19 protein-coding genes and 2 tRNA genes are annotated in these 15885 nt (G+C 37.5%); 9 read left to right on the forward strand and 12 right to left on the reverse strand.

The genetic code is table 11. The features are described from left to right. Positions 1–80 precede the first annotated feature (80 nt). A complete protein-coding gene (gene meaB / locus QW128_06505) occupies positions 81–1010 on the forward strand; it encodes a methylmalonyl Co-A mutase-associated GTPase MeaB (protein MEM3833227.1) in 930 nt (309 codons plus the stop codon). Positions 1011–1419: 409 nt separating this feature from the next. On the opposite strand, the gene QW128_06510 is transcribed toward meaB, so the two are convergent. From QW128_06510 to QW128_06520, 3 genes are read right to left on the reverse strand one after another with little or no spacing between them, the layout of a single operon-like run. Beyond that, positions 1420–2205 (reverse strand): transposase, encoded by a 786-nt coding sequence (locus tag QW128_06510; protein ID MEM3833228.1) that lies wholly within the window; start codon positions 2203–2205, stop codon positions 1420–1422. After that, positions 2163–2612: a hypothetical protein gene (locus QW128_06515; protein ID MEM3833229.1), complete on the reverse strand. Its 450-nt coding sequence runs from the start codon at positions 2610–2612 to the stop codon at positions 2163–2165. The genes QW128_06510 and QW128_06515 overlap by 43 nt, the downstream gene beginning before the upstream one ends. Next, positions 2579–2776, reverse strand: coding sequence for a helix-turn-helix domain-containing protein (locus QW128_06520; protein MEM3833230.1), 198 nt, complete (start codon positions 2774–2776; stop codon positions 2579–2581). Before QW128_06520 ends, QW128_06515 begins: the two co-directional genes overlap by 34 nt. Before the next feature lie 157 nt (positions 2777–2933). On the opposite strand from QW128_06520, the gene QW128_06525 reads away from it, so the two are divergent. Continuing rightward, positions 2934–4214, forward strand: coding sequence for an alkaline phosphatase family protein (locus QW128_06525; protein ID MEM3833231.1), 1281 nt, complete (start codon positions 2934–2936; stop codon positions 4212–4214). A gap of 31 nt (positions 4215–4245) precedes the next feature. Here the strand turns inward: QW128_06525 and QW128_06530 are convergent, their stop codons facing one another. From QW128_06530 to QW128_06565, 8 genes are all read right to left on the reverse strand, one after another. After that, the gene (locus QW128_06530; protein MEM3833232.1) at positions 4246–4425 is read right to left on the reverse strand and encodes a 30S ribosomal protein S30e; all 180 of its coding nucleotides are present in this window, start codon (positions 4423–4425) and stop codon (positions 4246–4248) included. Positions 4426–4692: 267 nt separating this feature from the next. Beyond that, positions 4693–5433: an amino acid ABC transporter ATP-binding protein gene (locus QW128_06535; protein MEM3833233.1), complete on the reverse strand. Its 741-nt coding sequence runs from the start codon at positions 5431–5433 to the stop codon at positions 4693–4695. After that, positions 5433–6104, reverse strand: a complete 672-nt coding sequence (locus QW128_06540) for an amino acid ABC transporter permease (protein ID MEM3833234.1) — start codon at positions 6102–6104, stop codon at positions 5433–5435. Before QW128_06540 ends, QW128_06535 begins: the two co-directional genes overlap by 1 nt. A 31-nt stretch (positions 6105–6135) precedes the next feature. Further along, the gene (locus QW128_06545; protein MEM3833235.1) at positions 6136–6963 is read right to left on the reverse strand and encodes an ABC transporter substrate-binding protein; all 828 of its coding nucleotides are present in this window, start codon (positions 6961–6963) and stop codon (positions 6136–6138) included. A 92-nt stretch (positions 6964–7055) separates the two neighbouring features. Then, positions 7056–7937 carry a succinate dehydrogenase iron-sulfur subunit gene (locus tag QW128_06550; GenBank protein MEM3833236.1) on the reverse strand — a complete coding sequence of 294 codons (882 nt, stop codon included), beginning with the start codon at positions 7935–7937 and terminating at the stop codon, positions 7056–7058. 3 nt (positions 7938–7940) lie between these two features. Then, positions 7941–8297, reverse strand: a complete 357-nt coding sequence (locus QW128_06555; GenBank protein MEM3833237.1) for a hypothetical protein — start codon at positions 8295–8297, stop codon at positions 7941–7943. Positions 8298–8302: 5 nt separating this feature from the next. Then, complete coding sequence (locus QW128_06560; protein MEM3833238.1) at positions 8303–8785, reverse strand: succinate dehydrogenase; 483 nt, start codon at positions 8783–8785, stop codon at positions 8303–8305. Between the two features lie 12 nt (positions 8786–8797). Then, complete coding sequence (locus tag QW128_06565; protein ID MEM3833239.1) at positions 8798–10546, reverse strand: succinate dehydrogenase/fumarate reductase flavoprotein subunit; 1749 nt, start codon at positions 10544–10546, stop codon at positions 8798–8800. Positions 10547–11104: 558 nt separating this feature from the next. On the opposite strand from QW128_06565, the gene QW128_06570 reads away from it, so the two are divergent. From QW128_06570 to QW128_06600, 7 genes are all read left to right on the forward strand, one after another. Further along, positions 11105–11797, forward strand: coding sequence for a 16S rRNA methyltransferase (locus QW128_06570; GenBank protein MEM3833240.1), 693 nt, complete (start codon positions 11105–11107; stop codon positions 11795–11797). A 12-nt stretch (positions 11798–11809) separates the two neighbouring features. After that, positions 11810–11885, forward strand: a tRNA-His gene (locus tag QW128_06575). A 52-nt stretch (positions 11886–11937) separates the two neighbouring features. After that, the gene (locus QW128_06580) at positions 11938–12123 is read left to right on the forward strand and encodes a hypothetical protein (protein ID MEM3833241.1); all 186 of its coding nucleotides are present in this window, start codon (positions 11938–11940) and stop codon (positions 12121–12123) included. 59 nt (positions 12124–12182) lie between these two features. Next, positions 12183–13223 carry a transposase gene (locus QW128_06585; protein ID MEM3833242.1) on the forward strand — a complete coding sequence of 347 codons (1041 nt, stop codon included), beginning with the start codon at positions 12183–12185 and terminating at the stop codon, positions 13221–13223. 184 nt (positions 13224–13407) lie between these two features. Then, positions 13408–14472 carry a M42 family metallopeptidase gene (locus tag QW128_06590; protein ID MEM3833243.1) on the forward strand — a complete coding sequence of 355 codons (1065 nt, stop codon included), beginning with the start codon at positions 13408–13410 and terminating at the stop codon, positions 14470–14472. 434 nt (positions 14473–14906) lie between these two features. Further along, a complete protein-coding gene (locus QW128_06595; GenBank protein MEM3833244.1) occupies positions 14907–15029 on the forward strand; it encodes a hypothetical protein in 123 nt (40 codons plus the stop codon). 26 nt (positions 15030–15055) lie between these two features. Beyond that, positions 15056–15191, forward strand: a tRNA-Tyr gene (locus QW128_06600). 145 nt (positions 15192–15336) lie between these two features. On the opposite strand, the gene QW128_06605 is transcribed toward QW128_06600, so the two are convergent. Continuing rightward, positions 15337–15879: a helix-turn-helix domain-containing protein gene (locus QW128_06605; protein ID MEM3833245.1), complete on the reverse strand. Its 543-nt coding sequence runs from the start codon at positions 15877–15879 to the stop codon at positions 15337–15339. Positions 15880–15885 lie beyond the last annotated feature (6 nt).

Genomic DNA, 15885 nt, shown 5'->3' on the forward strand with positions numbered 1-15885 from the left:
CTCTGTTTGTTAATTTCTAAAAACTTATAAGATCCTAGTTTCTATATGAATATGATGTAATCATGGTAAATAGTCTGATAATGTCCGCTCTTAAGGGCGATCAGAGGTCTATAGCTAGAATAATATCTGAAGTTGAATATTTTAATCCCTCTAGTTCTGAAATTTTGCTCGAACTCATGAAAATGAGTGGATATTCTCATGTAATAGGCATCACTGGTGCTCCTGGGAGTGGCAAGAGCACTTTAATTGCTAGATTGATAGATGAGTTCAGGAGTAAGGATTTAAAAGTTGCAGTAATTGCTGTTGACCCCTCCAGTCCTTTTAGTCATGGTGCATTGATGGGTAATAGGATAAGAATGCAGAAGCACGCAACAGATCCAAAGGTGTTCATAAGGAGCTTAGCTACGCGAGGGTATAGAGGAGGCATCTCCGCTGCTACTTTAGCTTTAGTGGAAGTTTTCGATGGATTGGGTTATGACAAAATTCTTATAGAAACCATTGGTGTTGGGCAAACCGATATTGACATAATGCATGCTGCTCATACAATAGTGGTGCTTGTGAATCCAGGCACAGGAGATGAAATACAGGCATTAAAAGCTGGAATAATGGAAATTGGTGATATATATGTCATAAGTAAGGCTGATAAGCCAGAAGCCGAGGATGCGTTCAAACAAGTTTTGTTCGGAATAGAGGGTGGTATTCTTGGACAGGAATCAGATTGGAAGCCAACAGTGCTTAAAGTATCAGCAATGATGGGCCAAGGCATCAAAGAACTGGCTGATAAGATTGATGAACATTTAGAGTACGCGAAAAAGAGCAATAGATTCTATCAACAAATAAAGAGTAGAAGATTACAAACTTTAAAATCATCTTTAAGTTGGTTTATTGAAAATAAGTTAGAAGATTCATTAAAAAGTAATGCTGACCTTAATAATATAATAGAGCAAGTAAAGAGCGGCCAAGAATCTCCTTATAATGCCGTATTAAAAATTGTTAAAAAACTTTTCTAATTAATATTACTGTAGAATGATTTAACATTTTATTACAGAAATGCGACAGGAAAGCCTAGAGCTTCAGTTCTGGGATGAATCGTCGATAGGCTTAAATAAATGCTTAAACAACGTTTTCTTGAGCGGGTCGCTCGCATGCGGCTCGGATGTCCGAAGGCTGGAATAAGGCTCCGAACCGAGAAGGGTGGGGATGGTTCCAGCAAGCAGGCTATGGACTACATGTCCATGGCAGTGGCTGCCTTGACACAGCCCGGAACTCGGTAGAATGAGTGGAAGCCCCACGACAAACCGAGAATCTCCTGGCTTCAGCCGTGGAGAGTGTCAATATTCATTCCATCCCAGTTAGAGCTTCATGGATAACCTCCAGAGCGTTAGAGAACACTACATCCGAGGTTCCATAGATGTCCATTCAGCGCTTATTTAACTCGTCACATAATGGGGTTCTGAGTTGAGTAGGAATGCATAGTGAATTGTTGCTTTTATTCCTACTTAACCCTTCCCTCTCGATTAATTCGTTGGGGGCTCTCGGGGAGAACCCAATTCCCCGCATCTGAAGGTTCAACACCGCTACAACATCCCTATCCATTGTTAACCCGCATTCTTCGCACTTCATTATCCTGCCCAGATAGGAAGCCATGCTTCCGGAGCAGGCTGGGCAGGTTTTAGACGAGTTGGCTGGGTTAACGTATTTTGTTGGTAAATTAAGCCATTTAAGCTTGTATTCGAGCATGAGTTGGAATGTTCTTGCGTTCCACTTTGAGAGCTTTCTGTTATTTTTCCTTGAGCCGTTGAGGATTCGTCTCTTTACACCTTTCAGGTTTTCAAGTATTGCTCCGCAGTTCTTCTCCTTGAGCTCCCTCGCAATCTGCGTGGTTAGTTTATGCATGAAGTCTTTAGCCCTATTCTTCTCACGCTTAGAGTACTTCTCTAATAGTCTCTTTGAGGTTAGAGGCTTAATCTTAGATAACTTTTGCATCCTCTGCCGCTTTACCTCATAAACTCTATGAATGTGGTAGAGCTCTCTTAAGTCATAGCGCTTGACCTCGCCACCTATGAACGCCGTCACGTTCGTTAAGTTCACATCGAAGGAAGCCCACTTTTCTGCCTTCGGCTCAACCCTCTTCTTAACTGTAATTATCAACTCCCTCTCAGTCATAAGTAGCCCACCGACTTTATCAAAGTCTTTGGAATCCACGAACACTCACTCAAGTCGACCTCAAGATAACGCTTATTCGGTTCAATGCTTACCCTCAGCATGCCATTTCTGAAGCTGAAGAGCGTGCTCTTGATGTAAACGGTTTTTTTAGTTATCTCAGGAGACTCCTTTGCTTTCCCCCTATTGTAGAGCGTTATCCAGCCCTTAACTAATCCGATGACAGAGTTCATTGCTGAGTCAACGTAATGCTTTGAGTATCTCCACTCCCGTAGCAATCCATCCCTAAGCTCTCTCCTATCCTCAGCTTTCAAGTTAAGGTGAGCCTTCTTGGAAATTTTAACGTGTGAGAAGATTGCGTCTAAAGCCTTCCGCTTAACTTTGAAGTATTCCTCGATTAAATCCTTCGGAGCCTCTACTGGGATCCCGTAGCTTTTAACTGCTTCCATAGCCTTTCAACTTCGCTCTTTGGATATCTCAGCTTGCCAGTTGGGAGCCTAACAGCTCTAATAATGCCTTTCCTTTGCCACTCCCAGAGCGTTTTAACTGAGATGTTGAATATCTTTGCAACATCCTTTGGTCTAAGCAGTTCCTCGTAATCTCCAGACGTCATTAAGGATAAAGTAATCAACCTCTATTTAAACCTGTCCGTCTCGAAACTGCTGACAACGGCATCGTTCATGAGTGAAAAGAAGCGTAAATTAGAGTTAACTGCATAGAAAGTGTTGCTTAACTCTATATTTAAATGCTTCTAACGGTTATAATTTCATATGAAATTACCCAGCTGGATTAAGAAACCAAAATATGAGGACAGTATTGCTACTTTACCAGCGACCATTTGTGATATACTTAATGTTAAAGCATTACTAGGTAGGCCCCGTCTGCAACGTAAGTTAGCTAACGTTGATATTGATGATATTAATAAGGTTGTGCTATATGTTGTAGATTCATTCGGCTATAATTTGTTTAATAGTATGAAGCTAGAACTTAGGAAATTTGGTTTCCCATCATATCTTTTTAGTCCGCTTTTGTCAGTTTTTCCATCGACCACAACAACTGCTGTTACAACACTCATGACAGGTTATACGCCTCAAGAGCATGGATTAATCGGCTATATGTTATTTCTCAAAGAATATGGTGTTATAGTTGATATGATCAGATTGTCACCTGTTTATAGTAAAGGTAGCAATGTGTTGATAGATTTTGGATTGGATCCTCAAAAATTTCTTGGCGTGAATACTCTGCATAAAATTCTTACTAACCAAGGCATTGAGAATTATATATTCATTAAGAAGATTTATAAGGATTCTGGGCTCTCTAAAATACTACATACCAATGGTCAGGTCATTCCACACCTTTCACTATCTGATCTGTATGTGCAGCTTAGGAAGATGCTTGAAAACAAAAAAGGTGAAGCAGCGTACTTTTACATGTACTGGGATAGTGTAGATTCTCTTTCACACCAATATACTGCAATGTCAGAGGAAAATAAGGCAGAAGTGCTCAATGTCTTTTTAATGTTAAAGGAAGAAGTGATCAATAAGCTTGATCCTGAAGTAGCTAAAGAAACGTTAATTATCATCGTAGGTGATCATGGTCAAAGTTATGTAAACAAGTCTAACCTTGTTATAACTAACACTCATCAGAGATTGCTAGATATGCTCGATCTACCACCGACGGGTGAAACAAGAGTGTCTTATTTATACGTTAAGGATAGTATGGAAGATGATGTAATAGATTACTTTGAACGAAAATTTCCCGATCGTTTTTACATAATGCGATCTAAAGATGCTCTGAAAAGAGGATTCTTCGGCATTGGTACTCCTAAAGAAGGTTTAATGGACCGCATTGGTGATTTAATAGTTCTACCTAAACCTGGCAGTGGTATAATTCATCTTTATGAACAAAGAGAGCTTGAGTGGGAACGTAGAGGATCTCATGGAGGCTTAACATCAGATGAAATGAATGTAACATTAATGATATCAAAATTTTCAGAACTACAGAAAAATTCAAGAAGAAAAACTAATTCCAGTTCTGAGATGAATTACTAACTTGAACATAAAATTGTTGTGATGATAAGAATTATGTTTCAGTTTCAGGTACTGTGCTCTCAGCGGTAGCTAATGTAGGATATATAAATCTCTTAAAATAACGTACTCTGTTTCTTGTGCGGGGGATTGTTTTACCCTTTGGTTTAGGAGGTATTTTAGGTGTAGCAGATCGAACTTTACCAGCCTTAGTTAGACTTCCGTGTGAAGGCAATTATCTCACCTAAGCTCTTAATATCCCACTGATTTATAAAACTGTCTTTCACTAATGCTTGCCAACTTCATCCTACACCACGAGAGTTTAGGATCTTGGTTTTGAGTAAATTAAGCTTAAGTATGATGTTTTTGAGCAGGCGCTCTCAGACATACTTATACACTCATAGTGGGTTCTGCTTTAACATAGTTTAGAACCCAAGGTCCTAAAGATTGATGAAAAAGGAATTTTCTAGCTTTAGATGTGGAGAGTATAATGTAGAAGGTTCTATTTTTTATGTATTCTCTTCAAGAATGACTTTGTTCTTTCGTTTTTTGGGTTATTAATTAATTCTTCTGGTTTTCCTTCTTCTATTATAATACCGTTATCTATGAAAAGTATTCTATCTGCTACGTCCATTGCAAAATCTAGTTCGTGGGTAACTACTATCATGCTTATGCCTTCTTTTGCTATGCGCTCTAATACTTCAAGTACTTCATCAACAAATTCTGGATCTAATGCCGATGTGGGTTCATCTAATAATAACAATTCTGGATCCATTGCTAGTGCTCTTGCTATTGCAACTCTTTGTTGTTGTCCTCCACTGAGCTCGGCAGGATATGAGTGGGCTTTCATCCTGAGATTAACTAGATCGAGCACTCCTAATGCTTTTTCTTCGGCTCGTTCTTTAGGAATTTTCTTAACGATCTCGAGAGGGAGGGTAATATTGCGTAGGACTGTTAGGTGTGGGAAAAGATTGTAATTTTGGAAGACAAAACCAATTTTTTGTCGTATCTTGTTTATATCAATAGATTTATCGGTTATTTCTATATTGTTAAAATATATTCTGCCTCGTTTTGGTTTGATTAGCAGTATGAGGGATTTAAGGAGGGTGGATTTCCCAGAACCGCTCGGTCCAAGTATTATTAATCTCTCACCTTTATTTACGTGCATATTTATGCCCTTTATAACATCTATTTTGCCATAATTTACCCACAGGTCAATAGTTTTGAGGATTGTATCTGTCATCATAATCTCCTCGGCATATAGCCTGGAATTTTTATTTTTATCTCGATGATTTTCGATATTTTGACTAATGCATAACATACTATGAAGTATACTAATGCGACCAGTAAATATACCTCAAATGCTCGGAATGTTGTTGCAACTATATATTCTCCTTTTCGCGTAAGTTCAGCAACTCCTATTACAGAGACCAGTGAACTTTCTTTTATCAATGTGACTAATTCATTCATAAGAGCTGGTATTGCATACCTTACTGCCTGAGGTAAGATAACGTACCTATACATGTGAAATGGTTTCATACCTAATGATTGTGAAGAATAATATTGTTCAACTGGTATGGCATTTATTGATCCACGCAAGATCTCAGCTTGGTACGCAGCACTATTAAGACCCAATGTAAGTATGCCAGCTGTTATAGGATCGAATTTTATTCCTATGTATGGTAATCCAAAATAAACAAAAAATATTTGTACTAATAATGGTGTTCCTCTAAGTGCTTCTATGTATGATGTAACAATATTTCCTAAAAATCTTCCACCAAACATTCTTATAGGTGTCATAAATGCGCTTAAAAGAAAACCTATTGCGAAACCTATTAAACTTATCTCCAATGTTATAGTTAATCCCGTAAGTAAATATGCAAGAGTACTTTCAATAAATGGGAGATCTACCATATTTTCACTTCCGCTAAAAAATATTTATTATTTAACTGCTAAAAAGCCATGCGCTAACTTCATTGCTTATTATCTGATCTAATTTACCAGAATCTCTTAACTGTTCTAAAGCTGTATCAACTGCTAATTTAAAATCTGAAGCTCCTTTAGGCAATGCGATTGCAGTATATTCCATAGTTCCAGGGACTGTTCCCACTACAATCAGGCTTGGATCTTTTCTTGAGATTGCGTCAGCAGGTAGGTTATTAATTATTATTGCGTCCACGTCTCCTCTTTTTAATGCTAATATCATATCAGGATAAACTAGGTTGTATGAGATAACAGTCGCTTTTCCAGGCTTTTCAAGGTTATCTTTGGCCCATTCTTCTTGTATACTACCTAATTGCACCCCAACTTTTTTACCATACAGATCGTTTATTGTCTTTATAGGACTGACTTGCGGAACCATAATCACCGCTACTGCTGTGAGATAAGGAATAGAGAAATCTACAACTTTTTCTCGTGCAGCAGTTGCAGCCATTCCGGCTATAGCCATGTCAATTTGTCCTCCTTGTATTGCAGCTATTAATTCTGCAAATTTCATGTCTTTGATTTCCAAAGATACGTTTAAGTATTCTGCTATTCTTTTTGCTATAATAATATCAAAACCTGCATAACTGCCATTTTTAGCGATATATTCGTATGGAGGCCAATCGGCACTAGTACCGACAATCAGTTTTCCTCTCTGTTTAATTTGTTCAAGCTTTGAAACTTGTTTTGGCTGTTGTGATACTGTGCTCATTGCATATATGTATGTGCCTATTATGACTAATACTAGTAGAACTATTACAGTAAGGATGTTTATTTTTGGTACGTTCATGTTAATCGTTTCTATAATTTAAGCATGTCTTTTAAACCTTTAGTTCTTGATAGAAAATATAATTAGTATAATGTTCTAAATAAAACATTTATTTATTTTACTGTCCTTGGCGGTGGTTCTGGGATTTTTGGATTAGGTTTATGTTCTTTAGATATGGGCTTTATTTCTGTTTTGTTTTTAACCTTCTTTATTCCCAGACTTTCTGATATAACTATTCTTTTTAGTAATTGTATTGCTAATGCTGGATCTACACCCTTTGGACATACTGCACTGCAGCTGCCTGCAAAATGGCATCTCCATACTCCGTGAGGATTATCGAGTATTAGGATTCTCTCTCCTGCCCCTTGATCTCTATTATCAACAGTATACCGGTATGCTTGTGCTAATGCTTGTGGTCCTATAAAGAGATCATCAGTAGCCATGATTGGGCATGCAGCATTGCAAAGTCCACACTTTATACAATATGTGAATTGCATGTAAAGTAGATGTTGTTCGGGTGTCTGTAGGTATTCACCTGCTGGGTTTTCTTGTTCCTCGCGATCTTCTCTTATTATAAATGGTTTAACACTCTTATGTTTAGTGAAAAAGTTTGTGAAATCTGTTGCTAAATCTCTTATTATTGGATAATTGGGTAATGGCCTAATCTCGATTGTATCTGAATTTAATTCAAAAACTTGTGTTTGGCATGCTAATCTAGGAAGTCCATTGATTAACATTCCACAAGAACCGCAGATCCCCATCCTGCAAGAGTGTCTATATGCGAGTGAGTGATCTATGTTTTCTTTTATATAAAATAATGCATCTAAAACAGTCATTCCCTTATAGGCAGGTACTTTATATTCCTCAAGTCTTGGTTTTTCATCTTTTTCAGGAATAAATCTGAATATCTTAAATATGATTCCTTTTGTCGCTTGCTTTGTTTCAGTCGCGCTTTCTTCTGGTCTTGTTTTTATTGCCTCTGACACTGTTGTCATCTGTCATCCACCTCCTACGTTGATATAAAACATGATAGCTGCGTATAATCCGTATAAGTATGTTACTGTGGCTACTATTAGAACTCCGAATGTGATTAATGTTTTGTATCTTCCACCTGAAAGTTCTAGGAGCAATGTTCTTGCTCCATAGTTTGCATGATACATTACTATTGTTAAGAATAGTGAGTAGAACACAATGTAAAGAGGTTGTTTTGCTCTTTCAACAAGGCTACTGTATTCAAGACCTATTTTATAACCTGTTCCTATGATGGATGAAAATGTTGATATATGTATGAATGCTAATATGATTAGTAATGCGCCTGTTATTAATTGAAGGAACCAGAGTTGTGATTCTTTCATTTTTCTCACCTCAGATAGAATAAGTATTCCATTAATGTACCGAGTATTATTATTCCAGCTATTATCATTAATATTATTGCAATAATTCTTTGCGAACTTTTTAGTGATCGTGGTTTATATGGATATTCAGGTCTTATTGGTTTTCCTATAGTATATCCAAGCTCTGCAAGTATTAATCTAATTCCGTTTGCACCATGTAGTGCTAGCGATGCTATTACTATAATTTCCCCAGTATAGTTTATTGGATTTTCAAACGTTGTCATGAGGCCGGTCCATTCAGATCCTCCCCAAAGACGAATACTTGTTACATAAATATGCATGTAAAGATATACTACTAATATTACACCGGTCACTCTATGCAATGTATACATCCATCTTTCAAAATTAAATTTAAAAGGAGTGAACCAAGCTTTTAATCCTAATTTATATTTCGGAATAACTTTTGGTACTGCTACATTTTTATATGATTTTATATTTTCTTTATCCATTTCTCGCTCCTCCTAGTATTTACGTTCAACTGGTAACCATTTAGTTATCCTGACAGGTATATATGTTAATGCTGGTGGCCCGTCTGATGTTTTTGTTGCTAATGTGTGTTTCAACCAATTAACGTCATCTCTTTTTGGATAATCAAGTCTATAATGTGCGCCCCTGGATTCTGTTCTAGCAAACGCGCTATGAAGAACAACCTCTGCCACATCAAGCATGTTCTCGAGCTCCAGAGCTGAGATTAGATCTGTATTGTAAACCCTGCTTTTATCAGTTACTTCAGCTTTTTTGAAGCGTTCTTTTAACGCTCTGATTTTATTTATACCATCAGCCAACTCACTTCCAGTCCTAAATACGTATGCTTTCTGATCCATTATTTGTCGTAGTTCATTCTTTATTTCATAAAGATTCTCATCGCCTCTCTTTCCTAACATTTTATCGTAGATTCTCGATTCTTCATAAGAAACTAATTCTTGAGACGGTGATGGGTCAGCATTATTTGATGTAAGATAATTAAAAGCCTCCGCGCCTGCTATTCTCCCATAAGCTATACATGCTGCTGTGGAGTTTGTACCAAGTCTATTAGCTCCGTGTATACTAATACATGCACATTCTCCAGCTCCCCATAAGCCTTTAACTGGTGTTCCGTCAGCATACAGTATTCTGGCATCGGTATCACTGTGTATACCACCCATAGTATAGTGAGCTGCAGGTCTTACTGGTATTGGCTCATCTATAGGATCAATACCAGCAAATTTTATCGCCAGCTCTCTAATAAATGGTAACCTTTCCTTAATTTTTTCTTCACCTAAATGCCTCAAGTCCAAATGGAGATAATCGAGACCCCTTGGACCTTTAAAACCACGACCTTGCATTATTTCTGTTACCATTGATCTGCTGATTATATCTCTTGGTGCTAATTCCATTCTTTCAGGCGCGTAAGCTTTCATAAATCTTTCCCCTTTATTGTTAGTAAGGTAACCACCCTCACCTCTTGCAGCTTCTGAAATTAGTATTCCTGAAGGAACTAACCCAGTTGGATGAAATTGTATGAACTCCATATCTTTTAATGGAATGCCTGCTCGGTAGGCCATCGCTAAACCATCACCGGTTACTGTTCTTGAATATGTAGTAAAACCATACAATATACCAGCACCACCAGTTGCTATTATACCTGCACGACCTTTGAAAATATGAAAGTCTCCAGTTTTCATTTCAATAGCTGTCAACCCTTCAAATCTTTTATCTTCAATTAAAAAAGAAGTCACAAACCATTCATTGTAAAATGTTACATTACCATACTTAAGCAAATTATCATAAAGTACTTGCATTTCAAAGAAACCTGTTTTATCAGCTGCAAAAACAGCCCTTGGAAATGTATGACCACCAAAAGGCCTCTGATCAATTCTGCCATCCTTTCTCCTAGACCATGGTATTCCCATATGATCTAGCATTAGAATTTCTTCTGGCATTGTGTGAACAAATTTTTCCACGGCATCTTGATCAGATAGAAAATCACCACCTTTAATGGTATCCCATTCATGTAATTCATAACTGTCACCCTCTTCAGGTCTAAGAACAGCAGCAGTACCACCTTCCGCGGCTACTGAATGAGATCGCATTACATGAAGCTTTGAAATGACAGCAATATCAAGCTTTCCTTTACTTAACCTTGATGCCTCATATGCAGCCCTTAACCCAGCTAATCCAGAACCAACTATTAACAAATCATGTGAAATAACTTCTGGCGTTCTAACCACCTTAGTAAATATAAGCATCCTAAACTATATACTTTTCTATGACACTCGTTTTTCTATTATTTTTATCAATAGAGTACTTACCTATAAACCTCTTTTCCCTGTTAATATGTATTTATTTTATTTATAGATGTTCAATTTTTATTCACAAATACTGTCTCATTCAGTTAATCAGTGATATGCTTTCACAATGAGAAAGAATGAAAGTGTTATAAGTTTTACGTGGTAGCAATCGATACTCTTCATTGCTGAATTTAAGGAGTTTTCTGTTGTTTCTGTTTGATGTTTTGTTGTATTGGGTTCTGGGATTTGTTAAACCAGCACCTGCATGAACATATAGCTCGCTTGGAAGCTACTCGTTCAAATTCCACAATTTAGACCTATCAACAACTTATACAAGAAACAAAGCCCTAAACTTTCCTATCAAGCACTACATAAAAATATTAACTTGTGATTATGATAGTATTTTAGTATTAATATTTAATAAATATTTTTTATTCCTTAATTGCTATGAATTTAAGTTATTAAGCCTATATATCCTATTGTGAGAGAGTGATTGTTATGATACATTTGGTGCTTGTGGAAGCTCCTCTTGAGTTAATACCTTTAAGTATTGCTATGCATCCTATAATACAGACAATCTCTAAAAAGAGAGGTAAGAAACCAACTGAAATGTTGCTTGATGTTTCATTGCATTATAAAGCAATGAGAAACATTCCAAAGAAACACAAGAGAGGTAGACCGGATATTGTTCACAGGTTTCTCATAGAAGCTCTTGGATCTCCTTTTAACAAAATGGGACTATTAAAGACCTACGTTCATACTATAAATGATGATGTTATAGAAATGCGAAGTGACTTAAGAATACCTCGTAATTATAATAGGTTCATTGGTCTTATGGAACAGTTATTGGTTGATGGCGCTGTACCAAGGGATAAACCATTAATGTGGATTTTTAAAGGAGGCTTACGTAAACTTATGGAGAGAATAAATCCTGAGATAGTAATACTTATGCACGAAAAGGGTAATTACATGAGCGTTCTCGAATTGGCTAATAAAATTGTTAGGTTAAACAATCCAGTAATTTTAATAGGAGGTTTCCCACGTGGCGATTTTGAAAAGGAAATTATGGATTTAGCCAATTTTAAAGTTTCAATATATGATAAACCTCTTGAAACTAGTATAGTTGCCTCTAGAGTACTTTGTGGTTTAGAGTTAAAAATTGCGTCAGACTTAAAACTAAGAAAGGAATAGCTTACATTGGTGGCCCGGGTTGAGTAGCCTGGTAGCTCGGAGGCCTGTGGAGCCTCTAGCGTCGGTTCAAATCCGGCCCCGGGCCCCATCGATAAAAAATAAATATCAGCATCAGTTAACTTATCATCCTTATAGGTACTATGTTGGGTGAAGCTTATTACTTATCAATAGATTATTTTATGAACCGTCCTAATCACATAATAATAACAGCTGCCATAGTTGGTGTTTTTGCCGCAACAAATAAAAATCTACCAACTTCCATAATACTAGTGAGTGAAATTTTTAGTCTGGTTGCTTTATTACAGAAATGCGACAAGAAAGCCTAGAACTTCAGTTCTGGGATGAATCGTCGATAGGCTTAAATAAGTGCTTAAACAATGTTTTCTTGAGCGAGTCGCTCATGAAGGCTAAGAAAACCATTAAGGCAAAGATTCTTGAACTACGCAAAGGCAAGGAAGAGCTTTTGAGGCGTGAATACGAGAATTGGCAACGCTATTTGCATGGAGACAAGTCTGTTCCACTTTATTCCGCTACAAAGCAACAGGCTGACAGACTTCTAAAGAGGCTTGGAAATGTTAAGCCTAACAAGGAATACCCGCTAATCCTTAGAAGGGACGTGTACAGAGCAGACACCAAGCTGACGCCTTATTGGCTCAAGATTCCAATTTATGGGGTTAGAGGCGGAATAAACGTCCCCATAAAGACCCATGAACCAATAACTGATGACATGATTTGCAGAGAGGCAAAAATCGTAAAGAAAGGTAATGAGTGGTTCGTCCACATAACTGTTGAAAAAGAAGTCGAGGAGAGAAACCCTAAATCAGCTCTAGCAGTTGATATGGGGATACGCTGGATAGCCGCAACAGTCAACTCAACCAATCCAAAACCGAAGTTCTATGGGAGGGAGCTTAGGAGGGTTAAGGGACACTTCTTCTGGCTTAGGAGAACCCTAGCCCTGAAGAAGTCATATAAAGCGATAAAGAAGATTGGGCGTAAAGAGAGAAGGGTTGTTAACGATATCCTGCATAAGATTAGCAGAGCCATAGTCAACGAAGCTTTGGCGAACGACTCCATGATAGTTCTTGGAAAACTCAAGGGCATAAGACGAAACGGCAGAGGTAGAGCTTTCAAAAGAAAGCTCAACAACGGATTCCCATACCATAGGCTAAGCCAATTCATAGAGTATAAGGCGAGATGGCGCGGAATCAAAGTTGTTAAGATAAGCGAAAGAAACACTTCAAAACTGTGCCATAAATGTGGTCACAGGGGGCTTCGAGTCGGAGGCCTCTTCAAATGCCAAAACTGCGGAATCCAATGCAACGCAGACTATAATGGAGCAACGAACATCCTTAAGCGGGCTATGGGCTATACGTCCATGGCAGGGGCTGCTTTGACACAGCCCGAACTCGGTACGATGAAGGCTTGAGCCTGAGGAACCGAGAATCTCCCGGCTTCAGCCGTGGAGAATGTCAAAAACAAACTAATGTTATTAAAAACAATCATAGTCAAACTTTCTTATGTTATCAGGCCTCGACTAGGGATTGAGATGATTATCTGGTCACCATTTTAGTCTTAAACTATAAATATTCGATTGTGCTCGATTATATGTTATGACTGAGATAATAGATCTGCTAAGAATATTATCGGAAACGCACGGTCCACCTGGGAGAGAGGAGGAGATCAGAAGGGTAATAACAAATAACGTAAAAAATATTGTTGATAGTGTAAACATAGATCCGCTTGGGAATGTAATAGCATTAAAGAGAGGAGGAGAATTAAAGGTAATGATTGCTGCTCATATGGATGAAGTGGCATTAATAACTTCATTTATAGAGGATAATGGTTTCATAAGGTTTTCACCAATTGGAGGTATTGACCCACGCATTCTACTATCTAAACGAGTCTTAATTCACACTAAAAATAAGAAGCTAAATGGTGTAATAGGTGTAAAACCTAGACATTTATTAACTGAAGAAGAATTAAAAAAAGTGCCGCAGATAAATCAAATGTATATAGATATAGGTGTATCGAGCAAATCTGAGGTTGAAGAGTTAGGTGTCAGGGTTGGTGATCCAATAACTTTTAATGAAACGTTTATGCAGCTTACACAATTTAGAGTTATGGGTAAGGCGTTAGATGATAGGGCTGGTGTTGCAGTGATTATTAAAGTTCTTGAGATGTTTAAAGATGTGCAATTACCTTACACACTTTATGCTGTATTCACGACGCAAGAAGAAGTTGGTCTACGTGGTGCAACATCAGTAACATATACTGTAAATCCTGATATTGCACTAGTAGTAGAGACAACGACAGCTGCAGATACTCCTGAAAATTCTCCATCAGAATATGTTACAATGCTTGGCAAAGGGCCAGCAATAAGGGTTATGGATGCAACCATGATAACTCAGCAAAAGATTTTAGATTTCATGATAAACATCGCTAACAGAATAAATGTTCCATATCAGTTACAAGTAGCACCAAAAAGTGGCACTGATGCCGGAACTATCCACATATCACACGGCGGCATTCCAACCGGTGTAATATCAATACCTGCAAGATACCTCCACACGCCATCATCAATAATTGATCTCACAGATTTCGAACACACAGTAACATTAACAACAGAGATTCTTAAACAAATAAAAAACAAAGAAGAATTTTATTTTAGTATTTAACTAAATTTTTAAATTTTGAGTATGCCATTCCGTTTAACTAAAACTCAGACTGTGGAAAAATATGCAATGCGGATTTAGAAAATTCTCAAGAAAATGAGATAGAATCAAAGAAAATTAACCTCTACTCTTATCTTAGATGAATGAGATCATCTTTTAAAAGAGGGATTTTTAACAAGTTTAATATGACTTTAATGTTATAATAATTGATGCTATTAAAATAAGAGACCCACTGAATATTGTATAATGTAGTGAATTGTTCCTTTATATAGATTGTTGCTCAGAAAGTTTAAGAGCTTTGCTGAGATAAATGGGCAAAGTTTAAACATGATGTTAACTCACTAAATTTGGAATGTTCCCGATGTGGATGGAATAACATCTGAACTAGAGCGAAAACATAGCTCGTAAGATGGTGAGTCCTATGGGATGGTGAAGTTGTGAGCACCTCAAACCAGGTGACTGGGAGTGCAAAAGCTCCGGGCGAACGCTGGGAACTCCTAACTTTAGTTGAGTCGTGGAGTAGCTCACATGATGGTAATGAGGCGAAAAATTTATCATAGTCTTTTTACTAGTTAGGGATGCTGGGCCCGGGGTAGCTAAGCCTGGTATAGCTTCCGGCTGTAGGTATCAGCCACCTAGACAACTGGGGTCGCGAGCCTGAGAATGAGTCTAGGTCAGCAGGTACCGGAAGGCCGTGGGTTCAAATCCCACCCCCGGGACCAGTCTTCTTGTGATTGTGATTATTCAAAGGAAATGTGATTACGACGTTATCACAATAATCATGGATTGCTCTGATGTATTATAATGTTATTTTTTACCCCCTTATTTCCTCTGGAATGTGATTTTTAAAGTATGTGATTAGTCACATTACTGTTTTTCTAGCAGTTTTTTCTTTATCTCTTCTGGTACTCTATACGTGAAAGGCATTTTTGTTTCATCTCTTATTAAGAGACCTTTATCAACCATTCTCTTCATCGTTCTTGCTATATGCTCTCTTGCCATTCCTAACATTTTAGCTATCCCTGTTGCTCCTTCTACACCGTATGATGAATCTTGTAATAATAATCTTAGTATTTTCTCCTCCGTTATCGATAATCCTAACAGCTCTCTTTCTTTTTCAACTGCTTTTTCGGATAACATTTCATTTAATGATAGATACTTTGATGTATAGTTTTCATACTTTCTTCTTATCCTTTGGTCTTTTGCTGATTGTTGAGTCTTTTGATAAAGTTCTTCCATCATTTCTCTCATCCGTCTTATTTCAAACCTAATTTTAGTTATGTCATCTTCTATGTACGCTAAACGTTCTTCAAGTATTCTATCTCTTCCCTTCATAGATTCTACCAAATCTATTAAAGACTGCAAACGTGCCTCAAGTGAGCTTAATGGTATGTATGCTTTTCGTTCCATTTAACA

This window comes from Thermoprotei archaeon, from assembly GCA_038881895.1.
Lineage (GTDB): Archaea > Thermoproteota > Thermoprotei > Gearchaeales > WAQG01 > JAVZOV01.

Coding starts and splice junctions, on each gene's coding strand:
- QW128_06535 (MEM3833233.1), bottom strand. CDS start 5,433: ATGACAGATACAATCCTCAAAACTATTGACCTGTGGGTAAATTATGGC.
- QW128_06515 (MEM3833229.1), bottom strand. CDS start 2,612: ATGGAAGCAGTTAAAAGCTACGGGATCCCAGTAGAGGCTCCGAAGGAT.
- QW128_06555 (MEM3833237.1), bottom strand. CDS start 8,297: ATGAAAGAATCACAACTCTGGTTCCTTCAATTAATAACAGGCGCATTA.
- QW128_06540 (MEM3833234.1), bottom strand. CDS start 6,104: ATGGTAGATCTCCCATTTATTGAAAGTACTCTTGCATATTTACTTACG.
- QW128_06580 (MEM3833241.1), top strand. CDS start 11,938: ATGTTGGGTGAAGCTTATTACTTATCAATAGATTATTTTATGAACCGT.
- QW128_06590 (MEM3833243.1), top strand. CDS start 13,408: ATGACTGAGATAATAGATCTGCTAAGAATATTATCGGAAACGCACGGT.
- QW128_06520 (MEM3833230.1), bottom strand. CDS start 2,776: ATGACGTCTGGAGATTACGAGGAACTGCTTAGACCAAAGGATGTTGCA.
- QW128_06605 (MEM3833245.1), bottom strand. CDS start 15,879: ATGGAACGAAAAGCATACATACCATTAAGCTCACTTGAGGCACGTTTG.
- QW128_06525 (MEM3833231.1), top strand. CDS start 2,934: ATGAAATTACCCAGCTGGATTAAGAAACCAAAATATGAGGACAGTATT.
- QW128_06570 (MEM3833240.1), top strand. CDS start 11,105: ATGATACATTTGGTGCTTGTGGAAGCTCCTCTTGAGTTAATACCTTTA.
- QW128_06550 (MEM3833236.1), bottom strand. CDS start 7,937: ATGACAACAGTGTCAGAGGCAATAAAAACAAGACCAGAAGAAAGCGCG.
- meaB (MEM3833227.1), top strand. CDS start 81: ATGTCCGCTCTTAAGGGCGATCAGAGGTCTATAGCTAGAATAATATCT.
- QW128_06545 (MEM3833235.1), bottom strand. CDS start 6,963: ATGAACGTACCAAAAATAAACATCCTTACTGTAATAGTTCTACTAGTA.
- QW128_06560 (MEM3833238.1), bottom strand. CDS start 8,785: ATGGATAAAGAAAATATAAAATCATATAAAAATGTAGCAGTACCAAAA.